Origin of the sequence: Prevotella sp. CAG:592, assembly GCF_000436015.1 — a bacterium.
Taxonomy (GTDB): Bacteria; Bacteroidota; Bacteroidia; order Bacteroidales; family Bacteroidaceae; genus Prevotella; species Prevotella pectinovora.
This window is the reverse complement of record NZ_FR892623.1, coordinates 127529-148194: the sequence shown is the minus strand read 5'-3', so window position 1 is coordinate 148194 and position 20666 is coordinate 127529. Positions and strand designations below refer to the sequence as shown.

Genomic DNA, 20666 nt, shown 5'->3' with positions numbered 1-20666 from the left:
TTCAGATACACTTCCATTATCCTCTGCTTGCTCCACATGAATTCTATGAGCACCGTGAAGTATGCTTCGAATCCCTTTCTCACCCACGAGCGCCCTGGCCAAAGGAACACGTTTTTGGCTGTCTGCTGGCTTATTGTGCTTGCTCCGTGCTTCTTCTTGTTCGAGAGGTTGTGTATTGCAGCCTGCTCAATGGCTTTGTAGTCGAACCCGTGGTGTAGCAGGAATCTTTGGTCTTCGCTTGCCATCACAGCCACGGGCATGTGTGGCGATATCTTGTCGATAGACACCCAGTGGTGGTGCATCTTCATTGTTTCGCCTTCTGCTGCCTGCTGGAAACATCTGATGAACATCAGTGGAGTGTAGTATACGGGCAGGAACCTGTATAGCACTACAACAAGAATGGTGGAGCCGAAGAAGGCTACCACCACCCATCGTATTATCTTGGTAATAATACCCAGTTTTTTCATTTTTCTTGTTTTGTTGACGAGTAAACGAAGGAAACTCTCATAGTCCTATCTATTATAGGTTTCCGTTTATTTCAGTGTTCCCTGCTGTGCTTCCTTCACCATTTCCTCGCTTGCATACATGTATATTTCCACGCGGCGGTTCTGCTGCTGTCCCTGTTTTGTCTCGTTTGAAGCTACAGGCGCTGTGCTTCCTTTTCCGGTGATGTTCTTGAACTGTGAAGCTGTCACTCCGTTGCTCTTCATGAAGTTGACCACCGACTGTGCACGGCTTTCAGACAGCGCCATGTTCTTGTTGTCGCTCTCTGCGGCTGTGCAGTTTCTCCATCCCTGGTTGTCGGTGTGTCCGTATACGTCGATTGCGCAGGTGTTGTATTTCTTCATCAGGTTTGCCAGATCTGTCAGGTTTGTCTTGCTTGCCTGGCTCAGGTCAGCTGAACTTGTCTGGAAGAGCAGTCCGGAGTCGAATGTTATCTTCACCGCTTTTAGTCCGTTGGCGTCGGTCACTTCCTCCACCTTTGCATTGTTCAGTTCCGCCTCGGCTTCAGCCTTCACTTTGTCCATGTGCTTGCCTATGAGCGCTCCGGCTCCTGTTCCCACGGCAGCTCCCAGCGCAGCTCCCACTGCGGTGTTGCCAGCCACTTTTCCGATTATCGCTCCCACGAGGGCTCCGCCTCCTGCTCCGATTAGTGCTCCGTTGCCTGTATTGTTTCCGCAGCTCACGATTGCCGCTGCACATAGTCCGATTGTCGCTACTTTGATTTTGTCCATTGTCGTATTATTTAGTCGTTATTCTTTGTCCTTGCAAATATATGGATTATTTTTCAATTCCAAGAATGTTGAATGTATAATTTTTCTAAACGTCCGTCTTCTCTTTCTTTGGTTCCTCCAATTGATATTTGGGTGAAAATGTTGCATTGTTGCATGTTGCATTAAGCACTTTCCAAGGTATTAGAAAAATATTTTGGGAAATGTTTGTATATAAATAAAGGCATCCGCATGTCGGAAAGACCTTAAAGCAACATGCAACAATGCAACAAATCCGGCATACAAGGGCGCCGGAGTCATTGCTGGCCGTTTCCGTCGGGCAGACGTTTGTCGTGCAGTTCTCTCTTCCATACTGCCGTTTTGCAGATGCCAAATGGCTCAAATAAAATCGTAAACATCCCGTTTGCATTGCGGAAATGGGCGTGTTTTATCTCACGGTGATGTGGAAGCACCCCTGCTTCACCTCATATTTAATATAGCAGCGGTTTGCTACGCGCATGTCGCGCAGCACCTCGCTGAGCACCCATTTCAGGGTGTCGTTGCCCGTGGCCTTCATTTGTTTCCCTTCCGGGTCGTTCACCCTCGTGTAGCGGTTGTAGCAAATGTCGAATGTGGTGCCGTAGAGATGGCATGAGTTCTCTGTGGCGTTTCTGTTGGTGGTCCTGAGCCTTTCCACGTCTTCGCGCGTCCTCAATACGCTTGTCACGATACATTTGTGCAGCGGGATTCCCTTGATTGCCAGACTGTCCATAAACGACTGTCCGATGTCGCCCAGCAGGTTTGCGGCTCGTGGCACGAGATATGGCGTACTTCTCTTCAGCTTGTCGACGCAGAAGAACGGGTTGGCTCCGATATACACCAGTTCCTTGTGTCTCTTCTCGGCGTCGGCCCTGTTCAATACCGGTTTCACGCCATGCTCCTTGGCAGAGGCGAGCTGCACGTTGTTGCTGTCGGGGAAGGCGTCGCAGAAGCGCGGTACGCTGTATATGCGGTTCTTCACGATGTTTCCCTTTTCGTCGAAGAAACGTATTTCAGCCTTGACGCCCTTCTCTACGTCGTCGGCAAGAGCCGTTGCCGTCGGTGTGGCGAGAGTGTCGCCCGGCATCATCTCCTCTTTGCTTCCGCCTTCCGCTATTTTCGGAGATGTGCAGCGGATGATGGCAAGCACGGCCACGATGGTGAAGAATGCGAGGATATATTGTTTCTTTGTAATTTTCATGTCTTGCATTATGTAGTTCTTTTTTGCTGGCTTTTCCAGCTCGTCAACTTTTAATTTTGCAAAGGTAATGGAAATTTGTCGTTTAATATGTCGGCGGATGATAAAAATGTTGTAACTTTGCGGAACATTTCATAAAATTTATATAGGTGATAGAAAAGCATATCGTTTTGGAAGACATAGATCCCGTGGTGTTCTACGGCAGCAACAACGTTCATCTTCAGATGATAAGGTCGTTGTTCCCCAAGCTGCGTCTGTTGGCCCGGGACAATGTGGTGAGAGTGTTGGGCGACGAAGAGCAGATGGCAGCATTCGAGGAAGTGGCAGAGAAGATACGTCTTCACATCCTAAAATACAATTCCATCGCCGAAGCAGACATCCTGAATATCGTGAAGGGCAGACCTGCCGCCGACGACTCTTCCTCGGGTGTGGTGGTCTACAACATTTCCGGCAAGCCCATCAAGAGCCGCAGCGCCAACCAGCAGCAGCTCGTGGAAGCCTTCGAGAAGAGCGACATGATCTTCGCCGTGGGTCCTGCCGGCACCGGCAAGACCTATCTCAGCATCGCGCTCGCCGTAAGGGCACTCAAGGAGAAGAACGTGAAGAAGATAATCCTGTCGCGCCCCGCCGTGGAGGCAGGCGAGAAGCTCGGATTCCTGCCGGGCGACATGAAAGACAAGATAGACCCCTATCTGCAGCCCCTCTACGATGCGCTCGAAGACATGATACCCGCCGTGAAGCTCCAGGAGATGATGGAGAAACACGTGATACAGATAGCCCCGCTCGCCTTCATGCGAGGCAGGACGCTCAACGACGCCGTGGTGATACTCGATGAGGCGCAGAACACCACCTCGGCACAGCTCCGCATGTTTCTCACCCGCATGGGATGGAACGCCAAGATGATAATCACCGGCGACATGACGCAGGTGGACCTGCCGCGCGGCACGCAGAGCGGACTGCGCGAGGCGCTCGGTATCCTGGGCGGGGTGGAAGGTATCTCGGTGGTCAACCTGACACAGACCGACATTGTGCGCCACAAGCTAGTCACCAAGATAGTAAAGGCATACGAGAAATTCGACAAATCGAAGAAAGAATGATGATTTTTCAACTGCAATGTTGTCCGTTATGTTTAAAATAACTACATTTGCAGGCAATTATCACTTTGGCGATAACGACAAAGATTTATCTGACTTTTAATAAACATAAAGTAATGAAAGCATTAACAAACACTGATTTTCATTTTGAAGGACAAAAGAGCGTATATCATGGAAAAGTACGCGACGTTTACAACATCGGCGACGACCTCATCGTGATGGTCGCCACAGACAGAATCTCTGCTTTTGACGTAGTACTGCCAAAGGGAATCCCTTTCAAAGGTCAGGTGCTCAACCAAATTGCAGCAAAATTCCTTGACCATACAAACGACATCTGTCCAAACTGGAAATTGGCGACTCCAGACCCACAGGTCACCGTCGGTCTGAAGTGTGAAGGCTTCAGAGTGGAGATGATCATACGTTCCATCCTCACTGGTTCGGCATGGCGCGAATACCAGAAAGGCTGCCGCGAGCTGTGCGGAGTGAAACTCCCCGACGGAATGAAAGAGAACCAGCGCTTCCCGGAGCCGATCATCACACCGACCACTAAGGCCGACGAGGGACACGACATGAACATCTCAAAGGAGGAAATCATCGCCCAGGGTATTGTTAGCGCAGAAGATTACGCCGTGATGGAAGACTATACGAGAAAGATCTTCGCCCGCGGACAGGAAATCGCAGCCCAGCACGGACTTATCCTCGTTGACACCAAATACGAGTTCGGAAAACGCGACGGCAAGGTCTACCTGATCGACGAAATACATACGCCAGACTCAAGCCGCTATTTCTATGCCGACGGATACGAGGAGAAATTCGCAAATGGCGAACCGCAGAAGCAGCTCTCGAAAGAGTTCGTACGCCAGTGGCTTATCGAACACAACTTCATGAACGAGCCGGGACAGGTGATGCCTGAAATCACCGACGAATACGCTGAGAGCGTGAGTGACAGATACATCGAGCTCTACGAGCACATCACAGGCGAGAAGTTCGACAAGGCTGCCGAGACAGGCGACATCGCGGCACGAATAGAGCGCAACGTTGCAGAGTGGCTCGCTGCATACAAGAAATAACATACACATCCCCCAAATACCACACGCGTCAAAAATATAATGTACGGACAGGAAAAGATAAACCCATACGAGCAGAGCGGTCAGAAGACAGCGCAAGTCGAGCAGATGTTCGATGCCGTGGCACATTCCTATGACACGCTGAACCACCGTCTCTCCTTCTGCATAGACAAGTATTGGAGAAACCACGTGGTCAGGAAACTGCAGGCTGTCCGTTCCGCTGACTCTGTACTCGACGTGGCGACAGGCACCGGCGACCTCGCCATACTGGAAGCCAGGAAACTCAAACCGGGCAAAGTGGTGGGTATCGATATCTCAGAGGGCATGATGCAGGTGGGAAGAGAAAAAGTGAAAGCGGCAGCCCTGCAGGATGTGATAAGTTTCCAGAGAGAAGACTGCCTCTCGATGACATTCCCAGACGCAAGCTTCGACGTGGTCACGGCAGCATTCGGCATACGGAACTTCCAGGACCTCGAAGCTGGACTGAGAGAGATGTACAGAGTGCTCAAGCCCGGAGGCACACTCTGCGTGATAGAGCTCACAAGACCCGTACACTTCCCCGTGAAGCAGCTCTTCACGCTATACTCACACACGCTACTCCCCCTCTACGGGCGCATGATATCAAGAGACAAGAGCGCATACAAGTATCTCATAGCCACCATAGAAGCCTTTCCGCAAGGAGAGGTGATGGTGGAAATACTGAAGAAAACAGGATTCAGCACCGCCGGTTTCAAACGTCTTACGTTTGGAATCTGCACATGTTATACAGCAATAAAATAATAATGACTTATGGACAAGTATGGACTAATCGGTTATCCTCTCGTGCATTCATTCTCCAAGAGCTTCTTCAACGAGAAATTCCAGAATGAAGACATAGACGCAGAGTATATAAACTTCGAGATCAAGACAATCGATGACCTGCCCGAGGTGCTGGCGACGAATCCTGAACTCAAGGGACTCAACGTCACTATACCCTACAAAGAGAAGGTGTTGAGCTTCCTCGACTATGTCAGCGTGGAGGCAAGAGCCATAGGCGCCGTCAATGTGATACGGGTGGAGAGCAAAGGCGACGACACATTCCTCAGGGGATACAACAGTGATGTCATCGGCTTCACGAAGAGCATAGAGCCGCTGTTGGAAAGCCACCACCAAAAAGCCCTCATACTCGGCACAGGAGGAGCGTCGAAAGCCGTAAACTACGGACTGAAGTCATTGGGGCTGGAAACGCTGCTCGTAAGCCGTTTCGAACGCCCGGGAACAATACAATATAAAGATGTGACACCTGAGGTGGTGAAGGAATACAACGTGATAGTGAACTGCACACCATGCGGACTCTATCCCCACACCGATGAATGCCCGGACCTGCCATACGAAGCCATGGACAGCCACAACCTGCTCTACGACTTGCTCTACAACCCCGACGAAACACTCTTTATGAAGAAAGGTAAAGAACAAGGGGCAATGACGAAGAACGGACTGGAAATGCTGCTCCTGCAGGCTTTCGCAAGTTGGGACTTCTGGCATGGCAAAGACAAAGTGTGAGAACAGGCTAAGTTCCATTTATTAAGCAAATATAAAACAAGAACAAGATGGATAAATCAAACAGGTATATGATGCGTGGCGTGAGCGCAGCAAAAGAAGACGTGCACAACGCCATAAAGAATATCGACAAAGGAATATTCCCGCAGGCTTTCTGCAAGATAATACCCGACGTGCTCGGAGGCGACCCCGAATACTGCAATATCATGCACGCTGACGGAGCCGGCACAAAATCATCGCTTGCGTATATGTACTGGAAGGAGACCGGTGACCTCTCTGTATGGAAAGGCATAGCCCAGGACGCCATCGTAATGAACACCGATGACCTGCTCTGCGTGGGAGCCGTGGACAACATCCTCGTATCTTCAACCATAGGCAGAAACAAAATGCTTGTGCCGGGAGAAGTAATTTCGGCAATAATCAACGGTACAGACGAACTTCTCCAGCAGATGCGCGAGATGGGAATAGGAATATATCCTACAGGAGGTGAGACTGCAGACGTGGGCGACCTCGTCAGGACCATCATCGTGGACTCTACCGTGACCTGCAGAATGAAGCGCAGCGACGTGATAGACAACGCAAACATACGTCCGGGCGATGTAATTGTAGGATTGTCATCATGCGGACAGGCTACATACGAAACCTCATACAACGGAGGAATGGGAAGCAACGGACTGACCAGCGCACGTCACGACGTGTTCTCAAAATACCTGGCAGAGAAATATCCGGAAAGCTACGACCACGCCGTTCCTGAAGAACTTGTATACAGTGGCGCAAAGCGACTCGACGACGAAGTGGAGGGTAGTCCGGTGAATGCCGGAAAACTAGTGCTCTCGCCAACACGTACCTATGCCCCAGTGATAAAGAGACTGCTCGACGAGCTGAGGCCGGAAATCCACGGAATGGTGCATTGTACGGGAGGAGCGCAGACAAAGGTGCTACATTTCGTGAATGACAACTGTAAGGTGGTGAAAGACAACATGTTCCCAGTGCCACCACTTTTCAAGACCATTCAGCAGCAGAGCGGCACCGACTGGAAGGAAATGTACAAAGTGTTCAACATGGGACACCGCATGGAAATCTATGTGCGACCAGAAATTGCCGACAAGGTGATAGAGCTGAGCAAGAGCTTCAACATCGATGCACAGATAGTAGGACACATAGAGGAAGGCAAGAAGAGCCTTACCATCAAGTCGGAATTCGGAGTATTTGAGTATTGATAGTAAGTTGACAAGTAAACGAGTTGACGAGTAAACAAGTAAACGAGTTGACAAGTTACGGAATAGATAAGTAGAAAGGCAGACGAGTTGACAAGGAGGTTCCTATTGACTGCTGACAGCAATCAGAAGCGGCAAAACTCCTCGTCAACTCGTCAACTTTTTAAAACCACATCCATCATGTTTCAGAATTTTATATCACAGTATCTTGCAACTTCCGGCTATCTCGAATTCCAGCCCAAGGCGGTAATGTTCGACATGGACGGCGTAATCTACGACAGCATGCCATACCATGCCCGCAGTTGGCACACCGCCATGCAGTCAATAGGCATAGAAATGCCGCCAGAAGACGCATACCGCTACGAGGGGATGAGGGGAGTGGAAACCATACAGCAGCTCTTCAGTAAGCAGCGCAGCGAGAACATATCAGAAAAGGAAGCCCAAAAAATATATAAACTAAAATCGGATGCTTTCAACGCCTGTCCCACACCATCGCTGATGCCAGGCATTAAAGAACTTATGGAAAAGGTAAAAGCCTCTGGGCTGAAGATCGTGATAGTGACTGGCAGTGCGCAGCACACACTCCTCGACAAACTCGACCGCGACCTCAAGGGACTTGTAAACCGCGACCTCGTAGTATGTGCAAATGATGTGGAGAAAGGCAAGCCAGATCCAGAACCTTATCTGAAAGGACTGCAGAAGGCAGGAGTAGAACCATGGCAGGCCATAGTGGTGGAAAACGCCCCACTCGGAGTACGTGCAGCAGTGGCAGCCCATGTGTTCACCATTGCCGTAAACACAGGTCCATTGCGCGACTCCATACTGCTGGCAGAAGGGGCAAACATGATATTCCCATCCGTCGCAGCTCTCGCCGGCGAATTCAGACTGGAATAGCAGACAAGTTGGCACACATCCCGGCAACGCTCAGTGAAAACCTTCCTCAACAAAAAAATACCAAATCTTGCCCATATAGAGAAAAAGGATTAACTTTGCAGAATTATTGCGCTTATGCAAAAGCAAAGAAGAAATAGCGGCAATGGATTAGGAAGCAAACAACAAGAAAATAAAGCAAACAAAACGACATAATATATGGAATTAGCAAGCAAATACGATCCACAAAGCGTGGAGTCGAAATGGTATGAATATTGGCTTGACAACAAACTGTTTAGCAGCAAGCCTGACGGAAGAGAACCATACACAGTGGTAATACCTCCACCAAACGTGACAGGAGTACTACACATGGGACACATGCTCAACAACACCATACAGGATATCCTGGTGAGAAGGGCACGTATGGAAGGCAAGAACGCATGCTGGGTGCCTGGCACCGACCACGCCTCTATCGCTACAGAGGCAAAGGTGGTGAATAAACTTGCTCAGGAAGGCATAAAGAAAACCGACCTTACACGCGACGAGTTCCTCAAGCACGCATGGGCATGGACAGAAGAGCACGGAGGAATAATCCTGAAGCAGCTCAGAAAGCTCGGTGCTAGCTGCGATTGGGACCGCACAGCTTTCACAATGGACGAGACCCGTTCGAAGAGCGTGATAAAAGTATTCTGCGACCTCTACAACAAAGGACTCATCTACCGCGGAGCAAGAATGGTGAACTGGGACCCACAGGCACAGACCGCACTTTCAGACGAAGAGGTGGTGTACAAAGACGAACACTCGAAACTCTACTATCTGAAATACAGAGTGGTTGAAAGCGACGTGGAGAGAAAGAGCGAAGGCAACGTGATGCACAAAGACGAGAAAGGCTACTACGCTGTGGTTGCCACAACGCGCCCTGAAACAATCATGGGTGACACGGCAATGTGTATAAATCCAGACGATGAGAAAAACACATGGCTCAAAGGAAAGCACGTGATAGTGCCGCTGGTGGGAAGAGAAATACCTGTAGTTGAAGACGGTTACGTTGACATAGAGTTTGGTACGGGCTGTCTGAAAGTGACTCCTGCCCACGATATCAACGACCATGCCCTCGGACTGAAACACAACCTCGAGACCATCGACATATTCAACGATAACGGCACAATAAGCGAGGCCGCAGGAATGTATGTGGGCATGGACCGTATGGACGTGCGCAAGCAGATAGAGAAAGACCTCAAGGAGGCTGGACTCATGGAGAAAGTGGAAGACTACAACAACAAAGTGGGCTTCTCTGAACGTACCAACGTGCCAATCGAACCTAAGCTCAGCACACAGTGGTTCCTGTCTATGCAGCACTTCGCCGACGAGGCGCTGCCACCAGTGATGGACGACGAGATAATGTTCTATCCGTCAAAATATAAGAACACATACAGACATTGGCTGGAAAACATCAAAGACTGGTGTATCAGCCGACAGCTATGGTGGGGACACCGTATCCCGGCATATTATTACACTACGGAAGAAGGCAAGAAAGACGTGGTGGTGGCTGAGACAGCAGAACTGGCTTTGGAAGAGGCGCGCAAGAAAAATGCCAACCTCAGTGCCGGCGACCTGGAGCAAGATAGCGACTGCCTTGATACATGGTTCTCTTCATGGTTGTGGCCAATCTCTCTGTTCAACGGAATTCTCGATCCCGACAACGAAGAAATGAAATACTACTATCCAACCAGTGACCTCGTTACTGGTCCGGATATCATCTTCTTCTGGGTGGCACGTATGATTATGGCTGGTTATGAGTATAAGGGAAAGATGCCATTCAAACATGTATACTTCACGGGTATCGTGCGCGACAAACTCGGACGCAAGATGTCGAAGAGCCTCGGAAACTCACCAGATCCATTGGTACTCATAGATAAATACGGAGCCGATGGAGTACGCATGGGAATGATGCTCTCTGCACCGGCAGGAAACGATATCCTCTTCGATGAGAGCCTCTGTGAACAGGGACGAAACTTCAACAACAAGATATGGAACGCATTCCGTCTCGTGGAGGGATGGGAAGTGGCAGATGGCACTCAGCCAGAGGCAAACAAGATTGCTGTGGAGTGGTTCAATGCCAAGCTGCGTCAGGCAAATGCCGAAATAGACGACCTGTTCAAGAAATACCGTATCTCAGAAGCTCTGATGACAGTCTACAAACTTTTCTGGGACGAGTTCTCAAGCTGGTATCTGGAGATGGTGAAGCCGGCATATGGTCAGCCTATCAACAAAACCACATATGAAGCAACACTCAAGTTCTTTGAAAATCTGCTTAAGATGCTCCATCCGTTCATGCCGTTCATCACAGAGGAACTGTGGCAGCACATTTACGAGAGAAAGGACGGAGAGTCAATTATGCGCGACAAACTGGAAATCTCAGCTCCTACAGGCGAAGACATGAAACTTATCGAAGACATCGAGAGCGTGAAGCAGATCGTGGCAGGAGTGAGAACAGTGCGCAACCAGAAAAACATCGCCAACAAAGAGACACTCTCGTTGCAATGTGTAGGTGAAAACGCTTTGAAAGACTACGACAGCGTGGTTGGCAAGATGGCCAACCTGACGAGCATCGACGTCGTGACAGAGAAGGACTGTACTGCAGCAGCCTTCATGGTGGGCACGCTGGAATATGCAGTGCCGTTGGGCGACATGATAGACGTGGCTGCCGAGATAGAGAAGATGGAGGCACAGCTGAAACATCTCGAAGGCTTCCTCGCCGGAGTTTCCAAGAAACTCTCAAATGAGCGATTCGTTGCCAACGCACCGGAAGCAGTGGTGGCTCTTGAGCGTAAGAAGCAGAGCGACAGCATGGAGAAGATTGCTGCGCTGAAGGAGAGCATAAGCTCACTAAAAGCACAGAAATAACAGTCATGGCTTGACTGTTTTGACAATGACAAAAGTGTATAAATGATTGAAGGACAGGTTGTTTAGACTTGTCCTTCAAACATTTAGAGTATACAATGCTTCACTCGTCAACTTATTTCTACACAAATACAATAATTTGGCTTTCCTTTCGTTAAATATATCATATGAAGAAGATAATTATACTCTCGATATTAATCTGTTTTGTGTGCATAAGCGCATTCTCGCAGACCTTCACCCTACAGGGAAGAGTGACCGACAGCAACAACAATCCCGTGGAACTTGCCACAGTGGCAGTGGTGAAACAGGGGAGAGTGACGCTTACGAACCTGAAGGGTGAGTTCTCACTGCATCTCAACTCCGCAGACAGCGTGGTGGTGAGATTCTCTATGGTGGGCTACAAAACCAAAACACGCGTGCTGCGCAAACCTAAAGGAAAGCAGACTTTACTCATACAACTCTTCGACGACAACAACGAATTGGGCGAGGTGACAATCACGGAGAAGAGAAGACAAACCGGCACTACTGAGCAACTCGACGTGAAGAATGCCACGAATACACCGTCGGCAACCGGAAATGCTGTGGAAGAACTCATACAGCAGCAGGCGGGAGTGTCAACCCATAGTGAGCTTTCGTCGCAATACAATGTAAGAGGAGGTAGCTTCGACGAAAACAGCGTATATATAAATGGTGTGGAAATATACCGCCCGTTCCTCGTGAGAAGCGGACAACAGGAAGGACTCTCAATCATCAACCCCGACATGGTGAAGAGCATCGGTTTCAGTACCGGAGGCTTTGAGGCTAAATATGGAGACAAAATGTCGTCAGCACTCGACATCACATACAAACAACCCAAGAAATTCGAAGCCAAGGTCACTGCCAGCATGCTCGGCGCATCGGCATACGTGGGATTCAGCAACAAGAAATTCTCATGGAGCAATGGTCTGAGATACAAGACAAACAAATACCTGCTCGGTTCGCTTGAAACTAAAGGAGAGTATAGTCCGAGTTTCCTTGATTATCAGACTTATCTCACATATAAGCCCAACAAACGATGGGAGATAGAATTTATGGGCGATATCTCTGACAATCACTACAATTTCACACCTTCTGACAGAGAAACCAACTTCGGAACGATGGAGAACGTAAAATCATTCAAAGTATATTTCGACGGTAAGGAAAAAGACCTTTTCCGTACTTACTTTGGCACATTTACAATCACAAGACTATTTGGCGCAAAAACACGACTGTCGCTCATCGGTTCTGCATACAGTACCAATGAGCAGGAAAAATACGACATACAGGGACAATATTGGCTTACACAGACGGAAACGAGCGAGGATCTCGGAGTGGGCACATATATGGAACATGCACGCAACTATCTGAAAGCCAATGTGAAAAGTCTGAAGTTGGCTTTCTCTCACAAGGCAAAACGCCACGAAATACTCGCCGGACTGGCATACAAAATTGAACACGTGGACGAATATAGCAAGGAATATGAAATGCGAGACTCCAGCGGATATAATATCCCACACACCGGTGAAGACATGAAGATGATTTATTCGCTTAATGCCCGAAACAAACTTAACGCAAACAGACTGGAGGCTTATGCTCAGGATACATATAAATTCATGAGTCCAGGACAGCATACGTTCTTCACACTGAACTATGGTATAAGGTTTAGTCACTGGAACTTCAACCGTGAGACGATAATCAGTCCGAGACTCTCGCTGAGCATAGTTCCGCCTTTCAACAATGACGTGACATTCAGGTTTGCAACAGGATTATACTATCAGGCACCATTCTTCAAGGAACTAAGAGACACCACTACAGTGGAGGGGACAACATACGCCACTCTAAACAAGAAGATAAAAAGCCAGAGGTCTATACACTTTATCGCTGCCTACGACTATAAATTCAAACTCAATGACAGACCATACAAATTCACAGCCGAAGCTTACTTCAAGGCACTTGGCAACATCGTGCCATACAGCGTGAACAACGTGAAGATAGTATACGACGCAAGCCAGCAATGCAGTGGACATGCTCTCGGACTTGACATGAAGCTATATGGCGAGTTTGTGCCTGGTGCAGACTCATGGGTGAGCCTGTCGGTGATGAGTACCAAGATAAATCTGAAAGGCAAGAGTATACCTATGCCAACAGACCAAAGGTATTCTTTAAACCTTTATTTCACCGACTATTTCCCTGGAACAGACAAGTGGAGAATGTCGCTCAAACTGGCGTTTGCAGACGGTCTGCCCTTCGGTCCTCCACACAGAGATCTCTCGCAGCAGCAGTTCAGGGCTCCTGCATACAAGCGTGCTGACATCGGCATGAGCTACAGACTTTTCGACAGAGAGAAGAGCGACAAAAAGAAATCTGTATTCAAGAACGTATGGCTGGGCATCGACTGTCTCAACTTGTTTGGTATAAACAACGTGAACTCTTACTATTGGATAACGGATGTGACCAATCAGCAGTATGCCGTGCCAAACTATCTTACTGGAAGGCAGATAAACGCAAGGGTGTCAGTTGAGTTCTGACGCTACTTGCTCTGCAGAATTCTTCACTTCAGCAGTATAACATTCATCAGATAGGGGATGTCTGTTTTTCAGTTGAAAAATACCTAAAAATGATTATTGCAGGATTGCAAAATAATAATTTACTTTGCATGCTGAATATAAAGGAAGTGGAAGATGAAGAGTCAAAAACTATATGAAGCCGATGATAAGCTTATCGTGCTTATCAGAGACAACTATAACGTACTGCAAAGTCTTGGCAGTTTTGGTATTAATCTTGGCTTTGGAGACAAGACCGTGAATGAGGTGTGCGAGGCGCAAGGTGTTGATACTTACACATTTCTGGCAATCGTTAATCTCGTCATTAATGGCTACAAGGCCTTCGATGACTTCTCGAGATTGTCTATACCTACTATCATGCATTATCTTCATGCCAGCCATGAGTATTATCTTGATTTCCAGTTGCCTTTTATACGTAAGGAACTCGTAGAAGCATTAGACGAGAAGGACAATCTCGCTCGTCTGATACTCAAATTATATGATGAGTATGCCGAAGAAATCAAGAAGCACATGAAGTATGAGGAGAAATTCCTTTTCCCATACGTGGAGTCGCTTCTCGACAAACAACCGCTGCCAAACTATGACATTGATACATTTTCAAAACATCATGGTCAGACTGACCAGAAATTGCGAGAACTGAAAAACATCATAATCAAATATCTGCCTAGCGATGGATTGCGCAATAACCAGCTGTCTGCCACTCTCTGTGATATTTATAATAACGAGGAGTGGCTTGCCAAACATTCTGACGTGGAAGAAGAAATAATGATTCCTGCCATCCGTACGCTTGAGAAGAAATTGAAACAGAATGATGTGTCTGCAAAAATTTCAAGCATGATAAACACTAACCCTGGAAATCAGGACGCATTGAGCGAGCGCGAGAAAGAGGTGATAGTGAGTCTGGTGCAGGGAATGACTAATAAGGAAATTGCAAACCATTTGTGCATTGCCCCCAACACCGTCATTACCCATCGTCGGAACATTGCGAGGAAGTTGCAGATCCACACCCCAGCCGGTCTTACCATCTATGCCATCGTGACAAATCTGGTGGATATATCTTCTGTTGAAATCTGATTATCCGAATAGATGTCTTAGGGCTTCTTCTACTTTTCTTACAGGAATGATGTTTATCCCTTTGATATTGCGGGCTTCGAAGGTGTGGAAATTCTGATTTGGTATGATGATATTGGTAAATCCGAGTTTCTGAGCTTCCGATACTCTTTGTTCTATTCTGCTCACGGGGCGCACTTCTCCGCTTAGTCCCACTTCTCCAGCCATACACCATCCTTGTTCTATGGCTGTATCCACATTGCTCGAAAGCACGGCGGCTATGATGCTGAGGTCCATGGCCTGGTCTGTTACGCGCAGTCCTCCGGCAATGTTTATGAATACGTCCTTTTGTATGAGTTTGAACCCCACGCGCTTCTCTAGTACAGCCAGCAGCATGTTGAGCCTCTTTTGGTCGAACCCCGTTGCAGAACGTTGTGGTGTGCCGTATGCAGCCGTTGAGACGAGGGCTTGAGTCTCCACAAGAAATGGCCTCACACCCTCTATCGCACACGAAATTGCCACTCCGCTTAGTTCTTCATGATCTTCAGAGAGCAGCAGTTCAGATGGATTAGAAACTGGTCGCAGTCCATTGGGCAACATCTCGTATATGCCAAGTTCTGATGTGCTTCCGAATCTGTTCTTTATGGATCTTAGAATTCTGTACATATGGTGTTGGTCACCCTCAAACTGTATCACTGTGTCCACGATATGCTCGAGGATTTTCGGTCCAGCCAGTGTGCCTTCCTTGTTTATGTGGCCTATCAGTATTATCGGTGTCCCCGAAGTCTTTGCAAATCTTAGTAATCTTGCGGCACACTCTCTTACCTGTGATACGCTGCCTGCAGAACTGTCCACGTCAGAAGTGCTGATGGTCTGTATGGAGTCTATCACCACGATTTCCGGTTTGACATTGCTTATACATGCGAAGATATTCTCCAACGATGTATCGCAGAATATAAGACAGTTGTCGCTTGGTGACTCGTTTATCCTCTGTGCCCTCATCTTCAGTTGGTGGGCGCTTTCCTCTCCGCTTACATACAACACCTTCTTGCTTATTCCCAATACCGTTTGCAGCGACAGTGTGCTCTTGCCGATGCCGGGTTCTCCTCCCAGCAGTGTCAGCGACCCCTTCACCAGTCCGCCACCCAACACTCTGTTAAGTTCATCGTCTTCCATATCGATTCGTGGGTCGTCAGTGCTTGAGATGTCCTTTATGTTCAGTGCAGAGAGGGTTTGGGGGCTGACGAGACCATTTGTCTTGAACGAAGATTCGCTGGATGGTCCGGCAGCCACTCTGAACTCCTTGAATGAGTTCCATTCTCCACATTGCGGACATTTGCCTATCCATTTGGGAGACTCCTGTCCGCAGTTGCTGCAAACATATATTGTCTTGTCTTTTGCCATATTTTTCGGATTACTTTAGACAAAAGTAATGATATTTTTCTGCATAACAAAATAAAGCGTTATCTTTGTGCTGTATTTATATATACCATATCTGTCTGATGTGGAGTGATGCTTCATTCTTGGAACCGGAGGAACTTGGCTTCATATCCTTCATAATAAAGTAAATGGCAATGATGACAAACATAAATAAACTCTTTGGAGCCTTCGTAGCAGCTATTCTTATGGGGTGCTCTATTGGAGGCGGTGGCAAGACCACAGATAAAGACCAGATGGAGAGGAAGGCGAAAGACTCCTTGGCTCTAAAGGTTGGCGTTTCGCAACGCATCGACTGTCTGCCTGCTTTCGTAGCTCTGGATGAAGGCATATTCGACTCTTTGGGGGTTGATGTTAAGCTCGTCCACTACACTTCGCAGCTTGATTGCGACAAATCGTTGGGAAAAAAGACGATTGATGGAGCTTTCGTTGACGACAAACGCATAGAATATCTTGTCAACCATGGCAGACTTTCTTTTGAGAAGGTGTTGTCTACAAGAATGGAATGGAAACTTGTGGCAAACAGAAAGTCGCGTGTCACTAAGATAAACCAACTGTCAGACAAGCTGGTTGCGATGACAAGGTTTTCTGCCACAGATTTCCTTTGCGACAAGATGTCCGACAGCATAAAGGGAAAGAAGGAAGAGTTCTTCCGTGTGCAGGTGAACGATGTTGATATTCGCCTGAAAATGCTTCAGAACGGCGAGATAGACGCGGCATGGCTTACAGAACCGCAGGCTTCTGTTGCCAAGAAAAGCGGAGGTGTGGTGTTGATGAATAGTAACAGTTGTTCGAAAGACCTGTCTGGACTGTTCTTCACATCCTGTGTAGAGTCAGATAAGCGCAAGAAACAGCAGATAGATACTTTTGTACGTGCTTATAAAATAGCACAGGAACGCATCGCGAAGCAAAATGCAGCTGGTTATTCTCAAATGATAAGGCATTACTTCAAATATAGTAATGTCTCTAAATAGTCTGTGTTATGGATAAGAATGAATTGAAACAGTTTTCCGTAGCCCTTCGGCTAGTTGAAGGCAAAGACCTCGGAGCGGCGTTAGATATCATACTGCCCTATGTAGAGTCGCATCCTTATGTTCCTTATTCTGAAGATGTGAAGGACATAAAGGAGAATTTCCGCCTCATGCTTCATTACATGGAGCTAGGCGTGGAGGACGACATGCGCGAATCTATGTACAATGATATGCTGGACAAGTTGAAGGGGGGTATTCGTAATCTTAGGTCCGACTATAGACGCAGAAACGTTGATTTCTATAAGGATGCCTATTCGAGAGCCTCAGTGAAGACAAATTCTTTCTCAGAGAAGGCTATACGGATGCAGATGGAAGACTTCGTTTCAGATTTGGCTATGTTGCAGCTTGAATCGGTAGAGAAACGCGACAAAATGGCGGATGAGCTATATTTGTCTCATTATTCATTCATGCAGGCATTGTTCTGTCATATCGTAGTTTCTGAACTTTGGACTGAAGAACAGGCCAGTGACATTGGTGACATTATTCTATCGCCCACAGTGGATTCAGGAGACGCTCAAGTGGTCGTCAGTGCCATGATGTTGTCGGTGATGAATAATTTCGACATTAACAAGTTCCGTGTGCTTGTCAGAATATACAGTGAAGCCAAAGACGAGGCACTGAAGCAGAAGGCTCTGATAGCATGGACTCTGTCGGTTACTGATGGTGTAGATTCTGCTCTGCAATTGCAGATAATGTCGCCTCTGCTCTCTCGTGATGATGTGGTGAGAGACCTGCTCGACTTGCAGAAACAAATGGTATTCTGCATGAATGCCGAAAATGACAACGACATCATACAGCGAGACATCATGCCAACGTTGGTAAAGAACAGCAATCTCACGTCTTATCGTCTTGGCATCGAAGACAATGATCAGGAACTGAGGGATATCCTGGATCCTGAAGCCGACGACAGGTCGATGGAAGAAGTGGAGAACAAGTTCCAGAAGATGATAGAGATGCAGAAGAGTGGAGCGGACATCTATTTCGGAGGCTTCTCACAAATGAAGCGTTTCTCCTTCTTCTATAGTCTTCCAAACTGGTTCTTTCCATTCAGCTTGAACCATCCCGAACTTCACCGCGTGAAAGATAGTCTAAAGCGCAACAGGTTTCTGACCAACCTGATGGCAACAGGGCCGTTCTGCGACAGCGACAAGTATTCTTTTGCCCTTGCCGTTGTGTCGGTGATAGACAAGATACCGTCGGACATGATAGAAATGATGAATCATGGCGAGATGCCAAAGCAGCAATTTATGAGTGATGAAGAAATGGCCACTCCTGCCTATTTGCGCAGAAGAGCCCTTCAGGATCTATATCGCTTCTACCGCCTCTATCGCTGGCATAACCAGATATACAATCCTTTCGACACAGATAATGTGCTCTTCATGGCTTGTTCTCTTTTTGACAACACAGCAGTAAGTGAGAAACGCGTTGAGTTGGGCAATTTCCTGTTGTCGCGTCGTGAAGCGATACTGTTATCCAAACTGATGCCCAAGCTACAGTTCGACGGTTCTGTAGCTGGATATCTGGTGAAGGGTGGCTATTATCTTGAGATGTCGAGAGATTTCGTTGAGGCTAAAGAATGCTTTCTGAAAGCTGCATATTTCTCGGGCGATGACATAAGGGCGTTGAGGGGAATGGCAAAAGCCGCTTTCCATTCCAACGACCTGAAAATGGCTGAGAATGCATATCGCAAACTCTATACCCTTGAGCCAGACAATAAGTCGTACGCTCTACACTATGCAATAGTATGCTCCAAGATGGGAGATTTCGAACAGGCTGCGAAAATACTGTATGAGCTTGATTACAAATATCCGGAGTCCGCCAATGTAAAGAGAGTCCTGGCTTGGACTCTTATGGGTGAGAACAAACTTGAACAGGCAGCGAAAATCTACGCCAAACTGCTCGATAGTGATACTGTGGGTGACATGGATTTACTTAATGCAGGCTACTGCAAGTGGTTCATGAAAGACATTTCAGGTGCTACCACCTTGTTTGCCGAATATTGCGAGAATTTGTTGAAGTCAAGAAAAGACTCTTCTGCTCCCGACTATCTGTCCATTTCGAATATCCTCGACGAGGATTTCATCAACGATGGAGCTATGCTCAACTGCTTCGGCATTACCGCTGTTGAAATGATATTGATAAAACGTATAACGTATAAATTGACCAGAGACAAGTGAAAACCAAGAGGAGAGATTTAGCCTTGGACTGATGGCCTGTCAGTAGGGTGGTTTCCTTGGTCCTTTCATTTGGAATTGTTGGAAATGGGTTCCACAAACGACTTGTCCACATGTTGACTCGTAAACTTAAAAGAACTAAAATGCATACAAGAGAAGAAAAACTAGAGGCCTTCGGGCGTTTTCTCGATGTGCTCGACACGTTGAGAGAGAAATGTCCTTGGGATAAAAAACAGACAAACCAGAGCCTGAGAACAAATACGATAGAAGAGGTGTTTGAACTAAGCGATGCCCTCATGAAAGACGATACGCTGAATATTTGCAAGGAACTTGGAGATGTGTTTCTCCATATCTGTTTCTATGCTAAGATTGGTGAGGAGAAAAGTGCGTTTGACATTGCCGACGTCTGCAACAAACTTGCTGACAAGCTTATATTCCGCCATCCCCATGTGTACCACCCTTCACAGGTCGGTGCTTCATCACCTAAGCCATTGCCTTATGGTGAGGATGACAAGCCTTCTGATATGCAGAATGCCGACACGGCACAGAAGGTTATAGAGAACTGGGAACAGATAAAACTGAAAGAGAAAGATGGCAACAAGCGTGTGCTTTCAGGTGTTCCGGATGCTCTGCCGACATTGATAAAGGCATACCGCATTCAGGACAAGGCGCGCAACGTAGGATTCGATTGGGAAGACCGTGGTGATGTGTGGAAAAAAGTGCGTGAGGAAATGTCGGAACTGGAGGAGGAACTGCGGAAGGGTGACAAGGAAAAGTCTAAAAAAGAACTTGGCGATTTCCTGTTCAGTGTCATCAACGCAGCCCGTCTTTATAAAATCAATCCCGATGATGCCCTGGAGCTGACAAACCAGAAGTTTATACGTCGATTCAATTATATTGAAGATCATTCAATCAAATTGGGTAAACCTTTGACGGAAATGACTTTGGATGAGATGGATAAACTTTGGAATGAAGCAAAGTCTAATGAATAAAGGATGGCGGAAACACCGTTGTCTTATTGTTGAAAACATAATAAATCATACAATATGAGGAAAGTATTTTTGTTTATTGCTGTATGTCTTGCATTCTCCTCTCTGGTAGGATGCGATGGCAAGAAAAAGACTGACGGCGACAATGCCCCAACACTGGTGGACAGCAATGCTGCGGCGGATTCCACGCTTTATGGCATATGTGGCGAAGGCACGTCCATGTCGGTTTTGGAACTTATTACCGACAAGGGTGACACTCTTTCC

At 47.4% G+C, this 20666-nt stretch carries 16 protein-coding genes and 1 pseudogene; 13 read left to right on the top strand and 4 right to left on the bottom strand.

The features are described 5' to 3' along the window. From QVO99_RS09405 to QVO99_RS09395, 3 genes are all read right to left on the bottom strand, one after another. On the bottom strand, positions 1-467 hold a 467-nt coding region (locus tag QVO99_RS09405), incomplete at its 3' end, for a transglycosylase domain-containing protein (RefSeq protein ID WP_288177127.1). Between the two features lie 66 nt (positions 468-533). Further along, positions 534-1235, bottom strand: coding sequence for an OmpA family protein (locus QVO99_RS09400; RefSeq protein ID WP_022317358.1), 702 nt, complete (start codon positions 1233-1235; stop codon positions 534-536). Between the two features lie 424 nt (positions 1236-1659). Continuing rightward, positions 1660-2451 carry a DUF5715 family protein gene (locus QVO99_RS09395; RefSeq protein ID WP_042519515.1) on the bottom strand — a complete coding sequence of 264 codons (792 nt, stop codon included), beginning with the start codon at positions 2449-2451 and terminating at the stop codon, positions 1660-1662. Positions 2452-2597: 146 nt separating this feature from the next. Between QVO99_RS09395 and QVO99_RS09390 the strand changes: the two genes are divergently transcribed. The 9 genes from QVO99_RS09390 to QVO99_RS09350 all read left to right on the top strand — a co-directional run bounded on the left by QVO99_RS09390 (position 2598) and on the right by QVO99_RS09350 (position 14795). Next, positions 2598-3545, top strand: a complete 948-nt coding sequence (locus QVO99_RS09390; protein WP_022317356.1) for a PhoH family protein — start codon at positions 2598-2600, stop codon at positions 3543-3545. Positions 3546-3658: 113 nt separating this feature from the next. Then, entirely contained in the window at positions 3659-4612 is a 954-nt protein-coding gene (locus tag QVO99_RS09385; RefSeq protein WP_022317355.1) for a phosphoribosylaminoimidazolesuccinocarboxamide synthase, read from the top strand. A 39-nt stretch (positions 4613-4651) separates the two neighbouring features. Then, on the top strand, positions 4652-5389 hold the full coding sequence (gene ubiE / locus QVO99_RS09380; protein ID WP_022317354.1) for a bifunctional demethylmenaquinone methyltransferase/2-methoxy-6-polyprenyl-1,4-benzoquinol methylase UbiE: 738 nt from the start codon (positions 4652-4654) through the stop codon (positions 5387-5389). A 9-nt stretch (positions 5390-5398) separates the two neighbouring features. Next, positions 5399-6151 (top strand): shikimate dehydrogenase family protein, encoded by a 753-nt coding sequence (locus QVO99_RS09375; protein WP_022317353.1) that lies wholly within the window; start codon positions 5399-5401, stop codon positions 6149-6151. Positions 6152-6198: 47 nt separating this feature from the next. Then, the gene (locus QVO99_RS09370) at positions 6199-7368 is read left to right on the top strand and encodes an AIR synthase-related protein (protein ID WP_231556978.1); all 1170 of its coding nucleotides are present in this window, start codon (positions 6199-6201) and stop codon (positions 7366-7368) included. 177 nt (positions 7369-7545) lie between these two features. After that, complete coding sequence (locus tag QVO99_RS09365) at positions 7546-8259, top strand: HAD family hydrolase (protein ID WP_022317351.1); 714 nt, start codon at positions 7546-7548, stop codon at positions 8257-8259. A 195-nt stretch (positions 8260-8454) separates the two neighbouring features. After that, entirely contained in the window at positions 8455-11142 is a 2688-nt protein-coding gene (locus QVO99_RS09360; protein ID WP_022317350.1) for a valine--tRNA ligase, read from the top strand. 164 nt (positions 11143-11306) lie between these two features. Further along, positions 11307-13685, top strand: a complete 2379-nt coding sequence (locus tag QVO99_RS09355) for a TonB-dependent receptor (protein ID WP_022317349.1) — start codon at positions 11307-11309, stop codon at positions 13683-13685. Positions 13686-13838: 153 nt separating this feature from the next. Further along, complete coding sequence (locus QVO99_RS09350; protein ID WP_022317348.1) at positions 13839-14795, top strand: helix-turn-helix transcriptional regulator; 957 nt, start codon at positions 13839-13841, stop codon at positions 14793-14795. Here the strand turns inward: QVO99_RS09350 and radA are convergent, their stop codons facing one another. Then, the gene (gene radA / locus QVO99_RS09345; RefSeq protein ID WP_022317347.1) at positions 14796-16175 is read right to left on the bottom strand and encodes a DNA repair protein RadA; all 1380 of its coding nucleotides are present in this window, start codon (positions 16173-16175) and stop codon (positions 14796-14798) included. Positions 16176-16345: 170 nt separating this feature from the next. Between radA and QVO99_RS09340 the strand changes: the two genes are divergently transcribed. From QVO99_RS09340 to QVO99_RS09325, 4 genes and pseudogenes are all read left to right on the top strand, one after another. Next, positions 16346-17182 (top strand): ABC transporter substrate-binding protein, encoded by an 837-nt coding sequence (locus tag QVO99_RS09340; RefSeq protein WP_197065823.1) that lies wholly within the window; start codon positions 16346-16348, stop codon positions 17180-17182. Between the two features lie 8 nt (positions 17183-17190). Further along, entirely contained in the window at positions 17191-19416 is a 2226-nt protein-coding gene (locus tag QVO99_RS09335) for a tetratricopeptide repeat protein (RefSeq protein WP_022317345.1), read from the top strand. A 140-nt stretch (positions 19417-19556) separates the two neighbouring features. Next, positions 19557-20405 carry a nucleoside triphosphate pyrophosphohydrolase gene (gene mazG, locus QVO99_RS09330; RefSeq protein WP_022317344.1) on the top strand — a complete coding sequence of 283 codons (849 nt, stop codon included), beginning with the start codon at positions 19557-19559 and terminating at the stop codon, positions 20403-20405. A gap of 54 nt (positions 20406-20459) precedes the next feature. Next, positions 20460-20666 (top strand): annotated as a pseudogene (locus QVO99_RS09325) (hypothetical protein); the annotation flags it as partial.

Bases quoted from the DNA above. Each gene is read 5' to 3' on its own strand.
- QVO99_RS09365 (WP_022317351.1), top strand. From the start codon at position 7,546: ATGTTTCAGAATTTTATATCACAGTATCTTGCAACTTCCGGCTATCTC.
- QVO99_RS09335 (WP_022317345.1), top strand. From the start codon at position 17,191: ATGGATAAGAATGAATTGAAACAGTTTTCCGTAGCCCTTCGGCTAGTT.
- QVO99_RS09400 (WP_022317358.1), bottom strand. From the start codon at position 1,235: ATGGACAAAATCAAAGTAGCGACAATCGGACTATGTGCAGCGGCAATC.
- QVO99_RS09355 (WP_022317349.1), top strand. From the start codon at position 11,307: ATGAAGAAGATAATTATACTCTCGATATTAATCTGTTTTGTGTGCATA.
- QVO99_RS09385 (WP_022317355.1), top strand. From the start codon at position 3,659: ATGAAAGCATTAACAAACACTGATTTTCATTTTGAAGGACAAAAGAGC.
- radA (WP_022317347.1), bottom strand. From the start codon at position 16,175: ATGGCAAAAGACAAGACAATATATGTTTGCAGCAACTGCGGACAGGAG.
- QVO99_RS09340 (WP_197065823.1), top strand. From the start codon at position 16,346: ATGATGACAAACATAAATAAACTCTTTGGAGCCTTCGTAGCAGCTATT.
- QVO99_RS09360 (WP_022317350.1), top strand. From the start codon at position 8,455: ATGGAATTAGCAAGCAAATACGATCCACAAAGCGTGGAGTCGAAATGG.
- QVO99_RS09395 (WP_042519515.1), bottom strand. From the start codon at position 2,451: ATGAAAATTACAAAGAAACAATATATCCTCGCATTCTTCACCATCGTG.
- mazG (WP_022317344.1), top strand. From the start codon at position 19,557: ATGCATACAAGAGAAGAAAAACTAGAGGCCTTCGGGCGTTTTCTCGAT.
- ubiE (WP_022317354.1), top strand. From the start codon at position 4,652: ATGTACGGACAGGAAAAGATAAACCCATACGAGCAGAGCGGTCAGAAG.
- QVO99_RS09370 (WP_231556978.1), top strand. From the start codon at position 6,199: ATGGATAAATCAAACAGGTATATGATGCGTGGCGTGAGCGCAGCAAAA.
- QVO99_RS09375 (WP_022317353.1), top strand. From the start codon at position 5,399: ATGGACAAGTATGGACTAATCGGTTATCCTCTCGTGCATTCATTCTCC.
- QVO99_RS09350 (WP_022317348.1), top strand. From the start codon at position 13,839: ATGAAGAGTCAAAAACTATATGAAGCCGATGATAAGCTTATCGTGCTT.